Here is an 18,652-nt window from a genome sequence, read left to right on the forward strand (position 1 = left end):
TCACTCGGTGCCGTTGATGGTTAGGACATGGGCCCTTCCTTGTCCATGCGTCATGACCCAGCTGACCGATGCGGGGGCGATCTCGAAGCGCAGGATATTGTCCAGGGACAAGCCCAGGACATGGGCGATCATCCCCCGGATGACATCGCAGTGGCTGACGCAGAGGACCGGCCCGCCACCCCGTTCGGCCAACCCGTCCAGATGGGCCATGGCTCGCGCGACGGCAGCACCCATGGTCTCGCCCCCCGGCGTGGGAGCGGTCCCGCGCGCGGCGTTCCAGTGCTGCCAGGCGGGGTCGCCATTCAGATCGGCGAAGCGGGCACCGGACCAGGCGCCGAAGTCGATCTCGTCCAAAGCATCGGAAGGCACCGGCGTCAGATCCAGTCCTTGCCCCAGGATCGCAGCCGTTTCGGCCGTGCGTCGGCGGGGGCTGGTGGTGATGGTGGTGACGCCTCGCTCCGCCAGCCGTTGCGCCAGCGCCACGGTCCCGTCCCGCCCCGCCGTGTTCAGCGCAATGTCGCGCGTCCTTCCGCTCAGCCAGGTGCCCAGATCGTCATGCGCGCCGTGGCGGACCAGCCCGACCAGCACGCTCATGCCGCGCCCCGGACCGGGCCCGCGACCGACCATGTGCCTGCCAAGCAACAAAGATGAAGAAGAAGATGGAACAAAACTTGCATGGAGGCTTTTACATCATAACACTGAAACCGATACAATTTCTTAAATAGAGGCCAGGGGGACAAGTTGGAAAAGGTTCTGATCACCGGCGGCGCAGGGTTCATCGGCCGCTTCGTCACGGACGAGTTGCTGAAGCGAGGCCACGAGGTCCGCGTCCTGGATGCGTTGATTCCGCAGGTGCACGGAGAGGGAGCGGGTCGCCCTGAAGCGCTGAACACGGAAGCCGAGTTCATCCAGGGTGACGTGCGCGACGCCGAGGCGGTCAGCCGTGCGCTGAAAGGCGCCGACAGCGTGATCCATCTGGCCGCCGAGGTCGGCGTGGGCCAGTCCATGTACGAGGTCGAGCGGTATACGTCCACGAATGACGTGGGCACCGCCGTGCTGTTCGAGAAGCTGATCGACAACCCGGTGCGCCGCGTGGTCACGGCCTCCTCGATGTCGATCTATGGCGAGGGTCTTTACAAGGATGCCGACGGCCAGCTGGTGGAAGACGCCGAGCGGGTAGGCATCCGGGACGGGCTGAAGCAGTGGGATCCGACCGACGCCCAGGGCCGCCCGCTGACCCCGGTCGCCACGCCGGAATGGAAGCGCCCGAACCTCGCCTCCATCTATGCGCTGAACAAGTTCGTGCAGGAGCGCACCACCCATATCATGACCGCTCCCTACGGGATCGAGGGCGTGTGCCTGCGGCTGTTCAACGTCTTCGGCCCCGGCCAGGCGCTGTCGAACCCCTATACGGGCGTTCTGGCGATCTTCGCCTCGCGTTACCTCAACGGCCAGGCGCCGATGATCTTCGAGGACGGCGAACAGCGTCGCGATTTCGTCCATGTGTCCGACGTGGCCCGCGCCTTTGCCGAGGCGCTGTCCCTGCCGCAGGCGGCGGGCGGAACCTTCAACATCGGCTCGGGACATGACCGTTCCGTGACCGAGGTCGCCCAGGAACTGGGCCGGGCCATGGGGCGCAACGCCCTGGAGCCTCAGATCGTCGGCAAGGCCCGGATCGGCGACATCCGCCATTGCTTCTGCGACACGACGCTTGCGGCCGAGAAGCTGGGCTTCACCGCGCAGACGGACTTCCGCGAAGGTCTGGGGGAACTGGCCGAATGGGTCGCCAGCCAGACGGCGGTGGATAACGTAGAAAAGATGCGGGCGGAACTGGACAAGCGCGGGCTGGTGGCGTGATGGCACGGACCGACGCATCCGCCGATCCGCGCCCGGTGCTGGTCACAGGCGGCGCGGGCTTCATCGGCTCGAACCTCGCCGACCGCCTTGCGGCCGAGGGGCACCGGGTCATCGTCTATGACGCGATGAGCCGCCCCGGCGTGGAGCGCAACCTTGCCTGGCTGCAGGCCCGCCACGGCGACCGGATCGAGCACATCCTCGCCGACATCCGCGACACCGCCCGCATGGCGGCTGCCGTGCAGCGGGCCAAGGTGGTCTTCCACCTGGCTGCCCAGGTCGCCGTGACCACCAGCATGGTCGAGCCGGTCGAGGACATGACGATCAACCTGATCGGCACGATGAACCTGCTGGAGGCGCTGCGCGCCAAGGCCGACAACACGCCGCTGGTCTTCGCCTCGACCAACAAGGTTTATGGCGACTTGGCCGACCTCGACTTCGCGCTGGAGGGCGAGGCCTATCGCCCGACGGAGCCGCAGGTCCGCGCCCATGGCATCGGAGAGGCCCGCCCGCTGGATTTCCACACGCCTTACGGCTGTTCGAAGGGCGCGGCGGACCAGTATGTGCTGGACTATGCCCGCAGCTTCGACGTGCCCACCTGCGTCTTGCGGATGTCCTGCATCTATGGCCAGCGCCAGATGGGGACCGAGGACCAGGGCTGGGTCGCCCATTTCCTGATCCGCGCGCTGAAGGGCCAGCAGATCACCCTGTTCGGTGATGGTTGCCAGGTCCGCGACATCCTGGACGTGTCAAACGCGGTGGAAGCCTATCTGGCGGCATGGGAGCGGATCGACGAGGTTTCGGGCCGGGTCTTCAACCTGGGCGGCGGGCCGCGGAACGCGGTCAGCCTGCGCCAGCTTCTGGACTTCGTGGGCCGGATCATCGACCGGCCCGTGGACATCGCCTTTTCGGACTGGCGGGCGGGCGACCAGCGCTATTTCGTGGCCGATACCCGCGCGGCGGAACAGGCGCTGGACCTGTCGCCGAAGGTCGACTGGCAGGACGGGGTGACCCGGCTTGCCCAGTGGCTGGCGGCCGAGAGCGGAATCAACCTGCCCGTGGGCCTGCCCCCCCTGGCGCAGTCCGCATGATGCGGGTTCTGATGACCTCCGACGCGGTTGGAGGTGTCTGGCACTATTCGCTGGAGCTTGCCGCCGCGCTGCAGGCCGAGGTGGTGCTGGCCGTGCTTGGCCCCGCGCCCGACGCCGACCAGCGCGCGGCGGCGCAGGCTGCCGGCCTGCGGCTGGTGGAGACCGACCTGCCGCTCGACTGGCTGAGCGACGGGCCCGGGCCGGTGCTGGCGGCGGGTGAGGCCATCGCTCGGCTCGCCCGCGATCTGGGCGCGGATCTGGTGCATCTGAATGCGCCGGCGTTGGCCGTCGCACGCTTCGACCGGCCGGTCGTGGCGGTCAACCACGGCTGCCTGGGGACCTGGTGGGACGCGGCGCGCGGCGGGGCGGTGAACCCGACCCTGGCTTGGCTGCCGGACCTGGTGGGCCAGGGCCTGCGCGCGGCGGATCTCGTGGTGGCACCCACCCGCGCCTATGCCGAGGCCACCGCCCGCCGCTATGGCCTGCCGGTGATGCCCCTGCCGGTCCATAACGGTCGCACGCCGATGCCCTTGCCGGATGCGCGACCGTTTCCCGGCGCGCTGACCGTCGGGCGGCTCTGGGACGAGGCGAAGGACACAGCCACCCTGGACGCGGCCGCCGCGCGCCTGGACGCCCCCTTTGTCGCCATCGGGTCCACCCGCGCCCCGCATGGTGCGACGGTGACGCCCGCACATCTGCAGGCCACCGGCCCGCTTCCGGCCGAGATCATCGCGCACTGGCTGGCCCGCCGCCCGGTCTTCGCCAGCGCCGCGCGGTTTGAGCCCTTCGGCCTTGCCGTTCTGGAAGCGGCACAAGCCGGCTGCCCGCTGGTGCTGTCGGACATTCCCACGTTCCGAGAACTCTGGGACGGCGCCGCCCGCTTTGTCGAGCCCGGCGATGCGCAGGGCTTTGCCGATACCATTGCCGCGACCCTGACAGACCCCGCGCGCCACGCCGCGCAGGGCGAGGCCGCCCGGAGCCGCGCAGCCCATTACACCCCCGCCGCGACGGCCGCCCGGATGGCCGAGATCTATCGCGACGCGCTTTTGAGACGGATCCAAGCCGCATGAAGATCGTCTATTTCACCCATTCGCTGCAAAGCTGCTGGAACCACGGCAACGCGCATTTCTTGCGCGGCGTGCTGCGGGATCTGTCGGCCCGCGGCCATGCTGTCCGCGCGCTGGAACCGCAGGGCGCCTGGAGTCTGGAAAACCTGCTGCGCGACCACGGGCAGGCGGGGCTTGACCCTTTCCGCCAGAACTATCCCGATCTGTCGGTCGAGACCTACGACCCTGCCGCCGATCCGGCGGATCTGGCGGGCGATGCCGACCTGGTGATCGTCCACGAATGGAACGACCCGACGCTGGCCGCGACCCTTAGCCGGGCCCGCAAGACCGGCGCCCGTTTCAAGCTGCTGTTCCACGACACGCACCACCGCGCCGTCAGCGACCCCGAGGCCATCCGCGCCTTCGACCTGTCGGGCTTCGACGGCGTGCTGGCCTTTGGCGAGACGCTGTCCGAGGTTTATCGCCGCTGGGGCTGGGGCGACCGCGTCTGGACGTGGCACGAGGCCGCCGACACAAGGCTGTTCCACCCGCCCGCGCAGGAAAGCGCGCGCGAGGGCCTTGTCTGGATCGGCAACTGGGGGGACGGCGAGCGGACCGAGGAGTTGGAGTCTTTCCTGTTCCGGCCGGCACAGGATGCGGGCCTGCCGCTCGACATCTACGGCGTGCGCTACCCGGCCGAGGCGCTGGCGACTCTGGACCGCTATGGCGTACGCTATCACGGCTGGGCGCCCAATGCCGCCGCGCCGGGGATCTTCGCCCGCCATCGGGCGACCGTCCACGTGCCGCGCCGCTTCTATACCACGATGCTGCCCGGCATCCCGACCATCCGCGTCTTCGAGGCCCTGGCCTGCGGCATCCCGCTGGTTTCGGCCCCCTGGGAGGACAGCGAGAACCTGTTCCGCCCCGGCCGGGACTTCCTGTTCGCCCGCGGCGGCGCGGAAATGACCGCCCATCTGCGCGACCTCGCGCATGACCCCGACCTGCGCGCCTCGCTGGTGGCGCACGGGCTGGAAACCATCCGCGCCCGCCACACCTGCGCCCATCGCGCGCAGGAACTGCTGTCCATCGCCGCCCAGCTCGGCCTCAACCAAGGAGCCTCCGCGGCATGAAGATCGCCTTCTACGGATCCAGCCTTCTGTCGTCCTACTGGAATGGTGCTGCCACCTATTACCGCGGTGTGCTGGGGGAACTGGCCAAGCGCGGCTACGACATCACCTTCTACGAACCGGACGCCTTCGACCGCCAGAAGCACCGCGACATCGACCCGCCCGACTGGTGCCGCTCGGTCGTCTATCCCGCGACGGAAGCTGCCATGCGTGGCGTCCTGGCCGAGGCGGCGCAAGCCGACATCGTGGTGAAGGCCAACGGCGTCGGCGTCTTCGACCGCGAGTTGCTGGAAGGCGTGGTCGCGGGGGCCAGGCCCGGCGCGCTGAAGATCTTCTGGGACGTGGACGCGGCGGCGACCCTGGACGAGATGCGCGCCGATGACAGCCATCCCGTGCGGCAGGCGTTGCCCGGCCTCGACATGGTGCTGACCTATGGCGGCGGTCCCCCGGTGCTCGATGCCTATAAAGGCTTCAGCGCGAAGCTGTGCGAGCCGGTCTACAACGCGCTGGATCCGGCGACGCATCACCCCGCGCCTGCCAATCCCAAGTTCGCCTCGGACCTCGCCTTCCTGGGCAACCGCCTGCCCGACCGCGAGGCGCGGGTCGAGGAGTTCTTCCTGAAACCCGCCGCGCTGCTTGCGGACCGCAGCTTCCTGATTGGTGGCAACGGCTGGGACAGCAAGCCCATGCCGGGCAACGTCCGCCATCTGGGCCATGTCTACACGCATGAACACAACGCCTTCAACTGCACGCCGCTGGCCGTCCTGAACGTCGCCCGCGACAGCATGGCGAATGTGGGCTTTTCCCCTGCCACCCGCGTCTTCGAGGCCGCCGGCGCCGCCGCCTGCCTCATCACCGACGCCTGGGAGGGGATCGAGCAGTTCCTGACCCCGGACCGTGAGGTTCTGGTCGCCCGCGACGGGCAGGACGTGGCCGACCACCTGGCGGCGCTGACACCGGAACGGGCGCGCGAGATCGGTCAGGCGGCGCTGGCACGGGTCAAGGCGGAACACACCTATGCCCTGCGGGGCGCACAGGTGGACGCGCTGTTCAAGGCGCAGGCGAAGGGGATGGCGGCATGAAGCTGGTCGTCTTGGGCCTGTCGCTGTCGTCGTCCTGGGGCAATGGCCACGCGACGACCTTCCGCGCGCTGCTGAAATCCTTTGCCGGGCGCGGGCACGAGATCCTGTTCCTGGAACGCGATGTGCCCTGGTATGCCAGCCAGCGCGATCTGTCCGACCCCGACTGGTGCCGGCTGGAGTTCTATGCGGACCTGCCCGGGCTGGATCGCTGGCGGGACGAGATCGCGGAAGCGGATGCGGTGATCGTCGGCAGCTACGTCCCCGAGGGGGTCGAGGTCTCGCGTCGTGTCCAGTCCTGGGCCCGGGGCGTGACGGCCTTCTACGACATCGACACGCCCGTGACGCTGGCCAAGCTGGAACGGGGCGATTTCGAATATCTGTCGCCCGCCATCATTCCCGGCTTCGACGTCTACCTGTCCTTCACGGGCGGGCCGACGCTGCGGCATATCGAAAGCCGTTACGCCTCGCCCATGGCACGGGCGCTTTACTGCTCGGTCGATCTGGACCTTTACGGCCCGCGAAAGGTGCCGCTCCGCTGGGACCTGTCCTATCTGGGCACCTATAGCGACGACCGCCAGCCCACACTGGAGCGGCTGCTGATCGAACCTGCCCGGAGCCGCCCCGACCTGCGCTTCGTCGTCGCCGGGCCGCAGTATCCGGCGGGCATCGACTGGCCAAAAAATGTCGAGCGGATCGAGCATTGCCCGCCCGCCGACCACGCCGCTTTCTACTCGGCCAGCCGCTTCACGCTGAACGTGACGCGCGCCGACATGATCCGGGCGGGCTTCTCGCCCTCGGTCCGGCTCTTCGAGGCAGGGGCCTGCGCCACGCCGATCATCTCGGATCGCTGGGACGGGATCGAGACATTGTTCCGGCCGGGGCAGGAAATCGTTCTGGCCGACGGCGCGGCCGATGTGCTGGCCGCGCTGGACAGCGATGCCGGCGCCATGGGCAGTGCGGCTCGCGCCCGCATCGAAACCGCGCATAGCGCCGATCATCGCGCGGCCGAACTGGAAGCCCATCTGGCCGAGTCGGCACATCACAAGGCTGGCGCGCGTCCAGTCGAAACAGCAGAGGGATAAGCAGCATGAGGAAGCAGACCAACCTGGATCATGGCCCTCGCGGAACCGTGCAGCCCCTGGCGCTGAACGTCGTCGCCGGGGGCGCAGGCTTCATCGGATCGCATCTGTGCCGCGCTCTGCTGGACCGGGGAGAATCGGTTCTTTGCCTCGACAACCTGCAGACCTCACGGCCCTCGAACCTGCGGGCCCTGGAAGGCCAGCCCGGCTTCCGCTTCCTGCGCCACGACATCAGCCAGCCGCTGCCGGCCGACCTGACACGGATGGCGCCGCGCATCACCCGCATCTGGAACCTGGCCTGCGCGGCCTCGCCCCCCCTCTATCAGCGCGACCCGGAACACACGATGATGACCAATGTGGTGGGCACCAACCACCTGTTGCGGCTGGCCGAGGCGGCCAAGGCGCGGTTCCTCCTGACCTCGACCAGCGAGGTTTACGGCGATCCGGAGATCCATCCCCAGGCCGAGGATTACCGCGGCAATGTCAGCTGCACCGGCCCCCGTGCCTGCTATGACGAGGGCAAGCGCGCCGCCGAGGCGCTGGCCTTCGATTATGGCCGCGCCGGCCGCGCGCAGGTGCGCGTTGCGCGCATCTTCAACACCTATGGCCCGAACATGGACCCGGGTGACGGGCGCGTGGTGTCGAACCTGATCTGCCAGGCGCTGCGCGGCGACGAGCTGACGGTCTATGGCGACGGCAGCCAGACGCGCAGCTTCTGCTATGTCTCGGACATGGTGGCGGGGCTGATGGCGCTGATGGAGGCTGACATCGACGGAATGGAACCCGTGAACCTGGGCAATCCCGACGAGATGACGGTGACCGAGCTGCTGGGCCATGTGGTGACCCTGACCGGCACCCGCGCCCCGGTTGTCCATCGCCCGCTGCCGGTGGACGATCCGCGCCGCCGCCGGCCCGACATCAGCCGCGCCCGGGCGCTGCTGAACTGGGCGCCCCGGATTCCGCTGGCGGAAGGGCTGGAAGCGACCTGCGCCTGGTTCGCGGCGGAACTGGCCGCGGAACCTGCCGCCGCCGGGATCGCCGGCTAGGGCCGAAGGATGACCGCCTTGCCGCATGGTGCCAGCCCTGGGATGGGTCATGTCGTCGAGGGGCGGGCCCCGTCGGCCCGCGATCCCTGGACCGATGCCATGCGGCGGGGCGATTTTCCCACGGCCTGGGCCATCGCGGCCGAGGCCATGGGACGGCGCGATCCGGCGACGCGCGACAATCCCCAACTGCCCTATCATCTCCGCTGGGTCTGGGACGGCCGCCCCTTTGCGGGCCGGGAGGTGCTGGTTCGCTGCTATCACGGGCTTGGCGACACGCTGATGTTCTCGCGCTTCCTGCCGCTGCTGGCGCGACATGCGGCGCGGGTCACGGTCGAGATGCAGCCCCATCTTCTGCCGCTGTTCCGCGGATTTCCCGGCATCGACCGGCTGGTTCCCTTCGATGTGGCCCGCCCCCTGCCACCGCAGGACTGCGATATCGAGATCATGGAACTGTCCCTTGCCTTGCGTGCCTCCCCTGGCGGCGCGCCGATGCCCGCGCTGGACATCCTGCCCGCCCCGCTGCCGCCCAGCACGGTAGCCTTGTGTTGGGGCGCGGGCGATTGGGATGCTGGGCGCTCGGTGCCCGAGGCGATGATGCAGTCCTTCTGCCATGGTCCGGCGCTGTCCCTGATGCCGGGGCCGACCGCGCTCCCGGTTCTGAACCCGGAAGGCTGCCCGCTGAACATGGTGCGGACGGCAGAGCTTGTCGCCGGCTCGGCGCTCGTGGTCACGGTGGACACGATGATCGCCCATCTGGCCGGGATCCTGGGCCGGCCGGTCTGGCTGCTGGCCAAGCACGATCCGGACTGGCGCTGGCCGGTCGAGAGCACAGGCACGCCCTGGTATCCGACGGTGTGCGTCTGGCGGCAGCCCGCGCCGGGTGACTGGGCCAGCGTCATAGGCCAGGCGGCCGCCGCACTGGACCGCCAACCCCGATTTCAGCCTGCAGAAGGGTGAACAAGCATGACTTCGGATTTCCGGACCGCGCCCCTTGCCCCCGTCTCCTGGGGCGAGCTTCTGGACAAGATCACCATCCTGGAGATCAAGGCAGACCGCATCGCCGACCCCACTGCCCGCGCCAATGTGGGGCGCGAGCTTGCTCTTCTGCGCGATATCGCGGCCCCGGTCCTGCCGCAGCCGGGCCTTGCCCCGCTGATCGAGGGCCTGCGTCGCGTGAACGGGGCCTTGTGGCGGATCGAGGACGACATCCGCGCCAAGGAGGCCGCCGCCGCGTTCGATTCCGGCTTCGTCGAACTCGCACGCTCGGTTTATCTGACGAACGATGAAAGAGCGGCACTGAAGCGCGAGATCAACGCCCTGCTGCGCTCCGAGCTGGTCGAGGAGAAATACCACGCTGCCACCCCCACAGCCGGGGCGGTCATCTCAGATCGGCATCCCTGAGCCTCGCGTCATGGGCGAGCGAGCGAAAGCCAGAGACCAAGGAGATGTGACACTGGCATCGCTTTCTTCTCTGCTCCCATGTCCTGGACATGCGGGGAGGGAGACAGAAGTGCCTTTTTCTTCCTCACCACGACGGGAAGGTACCCTTTTGCAGGATGGCCTTTTGTCCATGTTAGGAGCAGCACCTGAATGTTTGTACGCGATCATTCCGCCTGAGAGTGACTTTCGGGGCGCGGTATCGTGACTTTTGGGGCGAGGTCGCTTGCCCTCCTCGCTCGCGGCATGGTGACTTTTGGGGCGAGGTTGAGCGGCAGGGGTCGCCCCTGCCCATTCTGCTTCCAAAGCCATGCGGTCTCGCCCTGTCATGACGCGGCAGGCAGCACGGGTCACAATAGATGCGAGATGAATCTCGCCCCAAAGGTCACGATAGCACGGGTGCCACGCTCAAGGCGTTTCAGCGCCGCGGCGAGGTCATCAAGCCTGCCGAACTGATCGAGGTCCGTGGCGGCGACAAGATCACGCTTGCCGTGCGCCGTGGCGCGCATCGATCATATCGACCCGTCGTGGACGGAGCAGGTCATCCTGTTCAAGGGCGCGGGAATGGGGCTTCATCGGCGACCGGAAATTGCAGGGGTTCTGGCCAAAGCATACGAAACCTTGCAATTCAAAGCGAACAGATACGCAGCTTCAGCACACGAAATCAACGCTCTAAGGGTTGTTCAGGCCGGACTACCTACACAGGATCTGACCGCTCCTTCGGTCCACTCAGCCTTTCCGCCGGTTCTGGCTCCATAACAGGGCGCTGCCCACCAGGATCGCAGCGCCGATCATCAGGTGGCGCGAGGTGATTCCCAGCCGAGCCTGCGCGCTGCGCCGATAGCGTGGATCGAAGAAGCGGGTCCGGGCGAGGGCGCTGCCCAGCCAGGTTCCTGGCCGGGGGTGGAGGACTCGCAGGCTACGCCCCTGGGCGCGGCACAGCCGAACCAGAGCTGCCGTTACGCTGCCTTGACGGTCGATCTCGGCGGTAACGGCGGCGGGATCGCGGCCCAGATGCTCGGCCAGCAATTCGTCGCGAAAGCCGCGGATCAGGGCACGGGTGTCCCCGTCGGGCGCCAAGATCGCCACGTCGCATTCCGTATCAAATCCCATTGAGCGGCGATCAATATTGCTGGAGCCGACTCGTAACAGCCTGTCGTCCACGATCATGACCTTGGCATGGACATAGACCGGCTGCCCCTTCTCGGTGACGGGGTAAAGGATGCGAAACCGGCCATGACGGTCGCGGGTGCGCAGGTGACGAATCATCCGGCTGCGGGTGACATGCATGGCCTGATCTTCCAAATGGCCTTGGGCGGCATAGGGGTTGATCACCACCACCTGGGGGCCGTCGCGTTCGAGCAGCCGACGCTCGATGGCGCGGGTGATGCTGTCAGCGCAGAAATACTGTGACTCGATATAGATACAATCGCGCGCGGCGGCGATCGCGTCCAAATACAGATCCTCGATCTCGTGGATGCCGGGCTGGTCCGCCTCGGGGGGGACGGTGCGGGCGATGGCCACGGGAATGTCGCGAAAGGCGGGCGTGATGCTGTCCGGCCACAGGTCGCCGCCGGGGGCGAAATCCTCATCCACATCGGCATCATGGGCGCGGGCCCATCGTGCGCGGGCCAGTTCCGACAGCGCCGCCGCGGCTCGTCCGCCCATCACCGTCGAGGCATCGTGCCAAGGCTGTGCACCGTCACCGCTCTTCAGGCAGCGCAGCGGATTGTCGTCTCGGTGGTCGCGGTCGTCCCAGCGACCATCAGTCACGTCAATGCCGCCGCAAAAGGCCAGGCTGTCGTCAATCACGACGATCTTCTGGTGATGGCAGGCACCGATCGGGTGACGCCCGTCAAAGGCCAGGTGGATCTGCTCGGGCGACATCAGCTTGACCTGCAGCGCAGGCAGGATGCCGCCTGGCGCGATCAGTGCGCCACCGCTCCATTTTAGCAGATAGATGTCCAGGTCCTTGCGCCGATCGACGATGGCGTCCAAAAAGGGACCGATCCGGTTCGGAAAGCCGTCCGGGGCTAGGCCGTTCTCGTCGCTTTCCCCGGGCAGCATCTCGATCTGGAAGTCGAAATCCCAGCCGATCATCATGACCAGCCGTTGAGCCTTGAGCAGAGCCTCGCGAAGTGCACGAAAGTAATGCTTGCCATCTATGATGACAGAAAGCCGGTCGGCGGTTTCAACGCGCCAGCAATTATGGCTCGGCCGAAATTCGAACATGGTTCCTCGGTTCTGAATATGCCACTGAATGAGGCAGGTGGACCCTGTTAGAAATGGTCGAAGCTGCCAAATCGTTGCATGAGGCAGGATTTTTCGAACGGCTTGGCTCCGAAGGGGTTCACCGCAGCGTTCGGCTTTGGCGGTCCGAAGAGGCCGGGTAGCGCGGCAGGCAGTTCGGCCATACCTCGCCCGTTACCGCCAAGCCACGGCATCGTGGGCCGCAATGACACCTCCGCGGGAGCCTGCCGCGGAAGCTCGGGCGGCCCTGTCAGGCGCGACCGAGCAGGCAGCACCTGGCGGATGCGCCGGCCCTGCGGGCCATTGCCCTGGCGTGTCAGAAATCGGATCAGCGCGGCATCGGAGCGGGCTGCCAGGACAGTGGCGGACATGTATCCACCAGAAGCAAAATCAAGACAGGAGGTGTGGGCATCGCCTTTCCTGTCTTGTTGCAGCAACCCGACGAGAGCGTCAGACGATGATCAGGTCGTCCAGCGCGACGCATTTGACGCAATGCCCTTCCGCAAGCCTCGTTATCCAGACAGCGCCGCCCTGGGAGATCAGAGCATCAACTGCAAGCTCTCGGTCCTGCCGGTCATTACCGGAGCCGTCAGCCGACCCTTGTCCCCCTTCATAAGCAAAGTCTCCTTGCCAAGCCCGCCGTTCAGGACAGTGGCGCCGACAGTGCCGGTGATCTACGTCGCCAGGAAGTTGCCCGTGACCGAAATAACGCCAACCCCGATCGGCACCAGGTTTCCCCAGGCGTCTTCCGTATTGCCTTGCCGCTGCTGCGCCGGGTGCCCAGGCAGTCGCCTGCAGATTTGACGATGCTGATCATCGTTAAAACAGTGAGGAACATCTGGGCTGGACCCATCAGTCCGAAGACCTCGAGTTTCAGAAGCCGCGTTTACAGCAGCAGGACAAGAGCTGGACTGGGTCCGAACCCGACCCTCTTCCAGCTTACGCCGCACCGACCTGTATCGCGAACAACGTCATCAACACTTGGGAGACAGCCTATAGGGGCGGGCTCCATTCCTGCCGGTGCCTGCAGCTCAACTTTCACAGGCTTCTGAAATCCCGCCGACAGACCAGATGCCGCCGTTGCCAAGCAGCCTTGCGTCCGGGCTCGGATTGGGGCAACTCGGCCAAGGCGGGAGGGACCCGCAGAATGGGCCGCAAGGACAAGACCTATGACCGGCAACACCATTGCAGGCGCGGCGATTAGCTTTTCAGGGGTCGGCAAGGCCTTTGATGGGCCGGGCGGCGCCCGCGTCAGCGCGCTTCAGGACGTCACGCTGGTGATCGAGCCCGGTGCGATCTGCGGCATCATCGGCCGCTCGGGCGCAGGGAAATCGACGCTTCTGCGGATGGTGAACGGGCTGGAGCGCCCGACCAGCGGCACCGTGGCCGTAGCAGGCCTGGACGTGGGCCGGGCCCAGGGGGCGGAGCTGCGCGCCATCCGGCGGGAGGTCGGCATGATCTTCCAGCACTTTAACCTGCTGTCCTCGCGCACGGTGGCGGGCAATATCGCCCTGCCGCTGGAGATCGCGGGCACGCCGCCCGACCAGGTCCGCGCCCGCGTGGCGGATCTCATCGCTCGCGTGGGTCTGGATGGCCTGGCCGGGCGTTATCCGGCGGAACTCTCGGGCGGGCAGAAGCAGCGCGTGGGCATCGCCCGCGCGCTTGCTACGCAGCCCCGGGTGCTGCTCTCCGACGAGGCGACCTCGGCGCTCGATCCCGAGACCACGCAGACGGTGCTGCGGCTCTTGGCCGACATCAACCGCGACCTGGGGCTGACCATCCTGCTGATCACGCATGAGATGGCCGTGCTCCGCGACATCGCCAGCCACATGGCGGTAATCGAGGGGGGCCGGATCGTGGAAAGCGGCCCGATCTATGACATTTTCACCCGGCCTACCCATCCGACCACCCGGTCCTTCCTCGGCGGCGTCACCGGCCTCACGCTGCCGGGCTTCATCGCCGGGCGGCTGCTGGATCACCGCCCCGAGGGCCCCTCGGAGGAAGTGGTTCGCGTGACATTCGCCGGAAACCACGCCACGGACCCGATGCTGTCGAAGCTGGCTGTCGAACGGGGCATCGCCTCCAACATCCTGGCCGGTGCCATCGAGGAGGTAGGGCCCCACCCCTTTGGCAATCTGCTGATCTCGGTCGATGCGGCGCGGGGGCCGGAGGCGCGGGCCTATCTGGAACAACACGGACTTCTGACCGAGGTGCTGGGCTATGTCCGCTAACCTCCTGCCCCTTCTTTGGGAAGCGACGCTGCAGACGCTGTATATGGTCGCGGCATCCACCATCCTGGGCACCGCCGTGGGCCTGCCTTTGGGCGTGTTCCTGGCCACCTCGCAACGCGGCGAATTGCTATCAGCGCCGTGGCTGAACAAGGTGCTGGGGCTCCTGGTGAATGCCACCCGGTCCGTGCCCTTCATCATCCTGGTGGTGGCAATCATCCCGCTGACCCGCGCAATTGTCGGCACCTCTATCGGCACCAATGCCGCCATCGTGCCGCTGACGCTGGCCGCCATTCCCTTCATCGCCCGCCTTGTCGAGAACGCCATTCGCGAGGTGGATGCGGGGCTGATCGAGGCCGCCCGCGCCATGGGCGCCACGCCCCTGCAGATCATTCGCAAGGTGCTGATCCGCGAGGCGCGGCCCGGCATCGCGCTTGGCCTGACCCTGGCGGTGGTCAGCCTGATCGGCTATTCCGCCATGGTCGGCGCTGTCGGGGGCGAGGGCCTGGGCGATCTGGGCATCCGCTACGGATACCAGCGCTTCATGCCCGAGGTGATGGCCGCCGTGGTCGTGATCCTGATCGTGCTGGTCCAGCTGGTGCAATCGGTGGGCGAATGGATCGCCGCCCGCTTCGACAAGCGCGCGCCTCGCAACCGGGGCCGCTAAGGTTTTCTTCGCAGACAAGAAAGGAACCCCTCCGATGCTGCGTCTTGCCAATGTTGCTTCCGCCCTCGCCCTGTCCGCTGCCGCCGCCATGGCGCAGGACATCAAGGTCGGCGTCTCGCCCGGCGAACATGCCGAGATCATGGAGGAGGTCGCAAAGGTCGCCGAACCCAAGGGCCTGACCATCGAGGTGGTCGAGTTTTCCGACTATGTGATCCCGAACACCGCGCTTGCCGATGGCGACATCCAGGCCAACAGCTTCCAGCACCGGCCCTATCTGGAAAACCAGATCAAGGACCGCGGCTTTGATCTGGTCGAGATCGGCACCACAATCACCACGCCGATGGGAGTCTATTCCGACAAGCTGAAGGACATCGCCGATCTGCCCGAAGGCGCCAAGATCGGCATCCCGAACGACCCGACCAATGGCGGCCGCGCGCTTCTGATCCTGCAGGACCTGGGCTTGATCAAGCTGGCTGAGGGCACTGGGCTTGTCCCGACCCCGCTGGACGTGACGGAAAATGCCAAGGACCTGACCTTCCTGGAACTGGACGCGGCGCAACTGCCCCGGTCGCTGGCCGATACCGACGCCTCAATCATCAACACCAACTATGCGCTGGCGGCAGGCCTGAACCCGAACTCTGACACCATTGCCATGGAAAAGGCCGACAGCCCTTATGTGAACATCATCGTGGTCCGCAAGGGCGACGAAAACCAGGACTGGGCCAAGAAGCTGGTCGAGGCCTATCACAGCCCCGAGGTGAAGGCCTTCATCGACGAGAAATACGAAGGCTCGGTGCTGACCAGCTGGTAAGCCGGCATTGTCTTGAAGAACCAGGGGCCGCAGGAACGACCTGCGGCCTTCCTCATGGCCTGATGAGGATCGGCGTGCCGGGCGGGACAAGGGCGAAGGTCTCGGCCATCTCGCGGTCGGTAACGGCGGCGCAGCGGCGGGTCCAGTCGCGCGGCGGGTTCTGGACCCGGGGGCCGCGGCCATGGAGAAGATGTCCCCTCCGGATCGCGGCCAAGGGCGCGGACCCGGTCTTGATCGTTGGGATAGGAAATCCCAAAAAACAGATAGAAGTTCGATCCCGAATTTCAGTGGGTGATGTCATGACACTCCCAATCCAGTAAACTGAGCGGGTTTCTGTTCCAGTGCCTCCCCGCTGACGCGGCATGGGGCTTGCGCACCCCGCGGGGTCTTCCGACCCCGCGATGCCGATAGGGCAGGTTTGGAGAAAGCTTCAGTCCGGATCGCGATGACGCCGGAAAGGCCCGTGCCTGGGCGAATACTGCTTGCGGGGCGCGGCTTGCGCGGCGGACCCGGGCGCAGTCCCATCGGAACGACGCGGAACGGTGACTTTGGTGCCGAAGGCCAAGCGGTGCATGTTGACCGCTCCGATCACATCCCTGTGGCCTGTGAAGCAGCAGTCGGGGCAGCGCCAGTCACTGCCCCTCACCTTGCGGCGACACCGGCATTCGGGACAAGGGGTGGACGCTTCACGCTCGTCCCCATCGGAGCTCCGAATGCCGGCCGATGTCGCCTTCCCGGACAGGTAGCGGATATTCGCCCCCATCTTCCGCTGGGAGGTCATACGGTTCTGCTTCCGCCCTGAACGCCGCAGGGGTTGCCGACATAGATCTCGCCAGCACCGCGACGGATGCACCAGTCGATGATCAGCCGGGTGGCCTTGTGGCGCAGGTCCGCAGCCGGTTCTGAAAGCCGGCTTTTGCCGCCGCTCGCAAGGGATACGAGGAAAAAGTTAAGATTATTCCCGATTGTCAGAAAATTTGCGCCTCAGGCCAAGCCCAACGTCTTGCGCCCGCGCGCCACAAGAGCCGCCAGATCGGCGCGGGTTTGTTCGCCGAAGACCGCTTCGTCGCCGGCGATGAAGGTGGGCGTGCCCATCAGGCCCATATGCTCGGCCAGCTGAAAGGACAGCGCAATATGGCGGGTCACCGCTTCCGCCTCCATGCCTTGGCGCAGGGTCGTTTCATCCAGGTCCAGCCTGCGGGCCACGCGCATCACGCTGACTTCTGCCGCGCGGTCCTTCATGGCCATCAGCGTGCTGTGGAACTGCCAGTATTTCCCCGTCTGCAAGTACGCCAGCGAGGCGCGGGCGGCAAATTCTGACCCTTCCCCGAAGATCGGCCATTCGCGATAAACCACGCGCAGCTGCCGGTCCGAGGAAATCAGCGCCTGGATTGGCGCGACCATCTTGCGGCAATGCGGGCAGTTGTAGTCAAAGAACACCGACAGGGTGATGTCGCCTTGCGGGTTGCCCAGGACCGGCGCGGTCGGGTCGCGTTCCAGCGCCTTGCGCAACTCCTCGGGCATCGGGTTCGGACGCGCCGGATCGGTGGCATGCGCGGGCAGCGCCCCCAGGATCCCGCAGGCGGCAGCGCTGGTCAGGACAAGGCGGCGAGGAATCATGGCGAGGCCTTTCGGATCGGGATCGGACCCAGCTAAGCCGCAGACGGAGCCGGAGGGAACCGGCCTTGCGGTCACAATACCGTAGGGCGGAGGTTTCACCCCGCCACGCGGTTGCAGGGCCGGATCGGAAGGACTAAGTTTACTGAACCAACCGGGGATCTCCATGAAGACCGTGAACATGCACGAGGCCAAGACCCATCTGTCCCGCCTGGTGGAGGATGCGGCCCGCGGGCAGCCTTTCGTCATCGCGCGGGCGGGCAAGCCGCTTGTCAAGGTTTCCATGATCGAGGAGGAGGCCCCCCGCCGCCTGGGCTTCCTGGCAGCCCAGGCCGAGATCCCCGAGGATTTCGACAGCATGGGCGAGGACCGGATCCGCGCCCTGTTTGAGGGCGGCGACGGCCCTGACCCATGAACCTGCTTCTCGACACGCATCTGCTGCTCTGGGCCGCGTTCCGGCCCGACCGGCTGTCGGCCGAGGCCACGGCAATGATCGCCGATCCGGCGAACCGTCTGTGGTTCTCGGCCGCCTCGATCTGGGAGGTGGCGATCAAGCGGGCGCTGGACCGGCCCGATTTCCGCGTCGATCCGGGCGTGCTGCGCGCCGGTCTGCTGGCCAACGATTACGCCGAACTGCCGATCGCCGGGCGCCATTGCCTGGGCCTTGGCGGGTTGCCAAGGGTCCATGCCGATCCCTTCGACCGCATCCTGATCGCGCAGGCCCTGGCCGAGGGAATGATGCTTCTGACCGCCGACAGCCGCATCGCCGCCTATCCCGGACCGATCCGGCCCGTCTAGAAAAGCCGGGCCCGAGACAATCTCTTGCAGATTTCACCCAACCGCCCGGGAAGCCCCTTCCTTCAGGTGGGGGAGGGATAGGGCTGCTTTATGCCGCCGGCGTTCTCTGACTCCGGACGTAGTCCGCGATGACCGAGAGCGGCGCGCCGCCGCAGCTGGCGGCAAAATAGCTTGGCGACCACAGCCCCTTGGGGCACAGGCACCGCAGATCCGCGCGATCGCGCAAGAGGAGCCGTGAGCCTACCCCCTTGAGGGAGTTGATCAGCTTCGAGAGCTGCACCGTGGGCGGATACTCCAGAAGGAGATGGACATGGTCGGCCTCGCCGTCGCATTCCACGAGGCGCGCCTCGAAGTCGGAAGCGACCTTCGCGAAGCCGTCGCGGAGCCGCGCCAGGGCGTCCTGGTCAAACAGGCCGCGGCGGTATCTGGTCACAAAGACCAAATGCACGTGCAGGCTGGTGACAACCTGCCTTCCCTGGCGGTATTCCATGTTGACGCCTCTTAGACCAAATCATATGC

General features: G+C 66.6%; 22 protein-coding genes. 14 read left to right on the forward strand and 8 right to left on the reverse strand.

The window, feature by feature from the left end; translation table 11 throughout:
- On the reverse strand, positions 1–594 hold the full coding sequence (locus OU682_RS12360) for a histidine phosphatase family protein (RefSeq protein ID WP_268942433.1): 594 nt from the start codon (positions 592–594) through the stop codon (positions 1–3).
- Between the two features lie 147 nt (positions 595–741).
- On the opposite strand from OU682_RS12360, the gene OU682_RS12365 reads away from it, so the two are divergent.
- The 9 genes from OU682_RS12365 to OU682_RS12405 are packed head-to-tail and all read left to right on the forward strand — an operon-like array spanning position 742 to position 9,726.
- Positions 742–1,857, forward strand: a complete 1,116-nt coding sequence (locus tag OU682_RS12365; protein ID WP_268942434.1) for an NAD-dependent epimerase/dehydratase family protein — start codon at positions 742–744, stop codon at positions 1,855–1,857.
- Positions 1,857–2,945, forward strand: coding sequence for an SDR family NAD(P)-dependent oxidoreductase (locus OU682_RS12370; RefSeq protein WP_268942435.1), 1,089 nt, complete (start codon positions 1,857–1,859; stop codon positions 2,943–2,945). The genes OU682_RS12365 and OU682_RS12370 overlap by 1 nt, the downstream gene beginning before the upstream one ends.
- Positions 2,942–4,015, forward strand: a complete 1,074-nt coding sequence (locus tag OU682_RS12375; RefSeq protein ID WP_268942436.1) for a glycosyltransferase family 4 protein — start codon at positions 2,942–2,944, stop codon at positions 4,013–4,015. The genes OU682_RS12370 and OU682_RS12375 overlap by 4 nt, the downstream gene beginning before the upstream one ends.
- Positions 4,012–5,121: a CgeB family protein gene (locus tag OU682_RS12380; protein ID WP_268942437.1), complete on the forward strand. Its 1,110-nt coding sequence runs from the start codon at positions 4,012–4,014 to the stop codon at positions 5,119–5,121. Before OU682_RS12375 ends, OU682_RS12380 begins: the two co-directional genes overlap by 4 nt.
- Positions 5,118–6,200, forward strand: a complete 1,083-nt coding sequence (locus OU682_RS12385; RefSeq protein WP_268942438.1) for a CgeB family protein — start codon at positions 5,118–5,120, stop codon at positions 6,198–6,200. Before OU682_RS12380 ends, OU682_RS12385 begins: the two co-directional genes overlap by 4 nt.
- A complete protein-coding gene (locus tag OU682_RS12390; protein WP_268942439.1) occupies positions 6,197–7,282 on the forward strand; it encodes a CgeB family protein in 1,086 nt (361 codons plus the stop codon). Before OU682_RS12385 ends, OU682_RS12390 begins: the two co-directional genes overlap by 4 nt.
- 5 nt (positions 7,283–7,287) lie before the next feature.
- A complete protein-coding gene (locus OU682_RS12395) occupies positions 7,288–8,325 on the forward strand; it encodes a UDP-glucuronic acid decarboxylase family protein (RefSeq protein WP_268942440.1) in 1,038 nt (345 codons plus the stop codon).
- A 9-nt stretch (positions 8,326–8,334) separates the two neighbouring features.
- Positions 8,335–9,282: a glycosyltransferase family protein gene (locus OU682_RS12400; RefSeq protein WP_268942441.1), complete on the forward strand. Its 948-nt coding sequence runs from the start codon at positions 8,335–8,337 to the stop codon at positions 9,280–9,282.
- 6 nt (positions 9,283–9,288) lie between these two features.
- Positions 9,289–9,726, forward strand: a complete 438-nt coding sequence (locus OU682_RS12405; protein WP_268942442.1) for a DUF6165 family protein — start codon at positions 9,289–9,291, stop codon at positions 9,724–9,726.
- Positions 9,727–10,112: 386 nt separating this feature from the next.
- Here OU682_RS12405 and OU682_RS12410 read toward each other — a convergent pair whose 3' ends face one another.
- The 3 genes from OU682_RS12410 to OU682_RS12420 all read right to left on the reverse strand — a co-directional run bounded on the left by OU682_RS12410 (position 10,113) and on the right by OU682_RS12420 (position 12,383).
- Positions 10,113–10,271 (reverse strand): hypothetical protein, encoded by a 159-nt coding sequence (locus OU682_RS12410; protein ID WP_268942443.1) that lies wholly within the window; start codon positions 10,269–10,271, stop codon positions 10,113–10,115.
- 220 nt (positions 10,272–10,491) lie between these two features.
- Positions 10,492–11,994 (reverse strand): phospholipase D-like domain-containing protein, encoded by a 1,503-nt coding sequence (locus OU682_RS12415; protein ID WP_268942444.1) that lies wholly within the window; start codon positions 11,992–11,994, stop codon positions 10,492–10,494.
- Between the two features lie 47 nt (positions 11,995–12,041).
- Positions 12,042–12,383: a hypothetical protein gene (locus OU682_RS12420; RefSeq protein ID WP_268942445.1), complete on the reverse strand. Its 342-nt coding sequence runs from the start codon at positions 12,381–12,383 to the stop codon at positions 12,042–12,044.
- Positions 12,384–13,181: 798 nt separating this feature from the next.
- Between OU682_RS12420 and OU682_RS12425 the strand changes: the two genes are divergently transcribed.
- Genes OU682_RS12425 through OU682_RS12435 form a run of 3 tightly spaced genes read left to right on the forward strand, consistent with a single transcriptional unit; the run spans position 13,182 to position 15,718 of the window.
- Positions 13,182–14,243 carry a methionine ABC transporter ATP-binding protein gene (locus OU682_RS12425; RefSeq protein WP_268942446.1) on the forward strand — a complete coding sequence of 354 codons (1,062 nt, stop codon included), beginning with the start codon at positions 13,182–13,184 and terminating at the stop codon, positions 14,241–14,243.
- Positions 14,233–14,907 carry a methionine ABC transporter permease gene (locus OU682_RS12430; RefSeq protein WP_268942447.1) on the forward strand — a complete coding sequence of 225 codons (675 nt, stop codon included), beginning with the start codon at positions 14,233–14,235 and terminating at the stop codon, positions 14,905–14,907. Before OU682_RS12425 ends, OU682_RS12430 begins: the two co-directional genes overlap by 11 nt.
- Positions 14,908–14,941: 34 nt before the next feature.
- Complete coding sequence (locus OU682_RS12435) at positions 14,942–15,718, forward strand: MetQ/NlpA family ABC transporter substrate-binding protein (protein WP_268942448.1); 777 nt, start codon at positions 14,942–14,944, stop codon at positions 15,716–15,718.
- A 52-nt stretch (positions 15,719–15,770) separates the two neighbouring features.
- Here OU682_RS12435 and OU682_RS12440 read toward each other — a convergent pair whose 3' ends face one another.
- The 3 genes from OU682_RS12440 to OU682_RS12445 form a co-directional block, all read right to left on the reverse strand.
- Positions 15,771–15,932: a L,D-transpeptidase gene (locus tag OU682_RS12440; protein ID WP_268942449.1), complete on the reverse strand. Its 162-nt coding sequence runs from the start codon at positions 15,930–15,932 to the stop codon at positions 15,771–15,773.
- A 216-nt stretch (positions 15,933–16,148) separates the two neighbouring features.
- Entirely contained in the window at positions 16,149–16,499 is a 351-nt protein-coding gene (locus tag OU682_RS24235) for a zinc ribbon domain-containing protein (protein ID WP_371832242.1), read from the reverse strand.
- A gap of 203 nt (positions 16,500–16,702) precedes the next feature.
- Entirely contained in the window at positions 16,703–17,338 is a 636-nt protein-coding gene (locus OU682_RS12445; protein WP_268942450.1) for a DsbA family protein, read from the reverse strand.
- Positions 17,339–17,501: 163 nt separating this feature from the next.
- On the opposite strand from OU682_RS12445, the gene OU682_RS12450 reads away from it, so the two are divergent.
- The gene (locus OU682_RS12450; protein WP_268942451.1) at positions 17,502–17,750 is read left to right on the forward strand and encodes a type II toxin-antitoxin system Phd/YefM family antitoxin; all 249 of its coding nucleotides are present in this window, start codon (positions 17,502–17,504) and stop codon (positions 17,748–17,750) included.
- Entirely contained in the window at positions 17,747–18,133 is a 387-nt protein-coding gene (locus OU682_RS12455) for a type II toxin-antitoxin system VapC family toxin (RefSeq protein WP_268942452.1), read from the forward strand. Before OU682_RS12450 ends, OU682_RS12455 begins: the two co-directional genes overlap by 4 nt.
- A gap of 88 nt (positions 18,134–18,221) precedes the next feature.
- Here OU682_RS12455 and tnpA read toward each other — a convergent pair whose 3' ends face one another.
- Complete coding sequence (gene tnpA, locus OU682_RS12460) at positions 18,222–18,623, reverse strand: IS200/IS605 family transposase (RefSeq protein WP_268942453.1); 402 nt, start codon at positions 18,621–18,623, stop codon at positions 18,222–18,224.
- Positions 18,624–18,652: the final 29 nt, after the last annotated feature.

Origin of the sequence: Paracoccus benzoatiresistens (assembly GCF_026913015.1) — a bacterium.
GTDB lineage: Bacteria > Pseudomonadota > Alphaproteobacteria > Rhodobacterales > Rhodobacteraceae > Paracoccus > Paracoccus benzoatiresistens.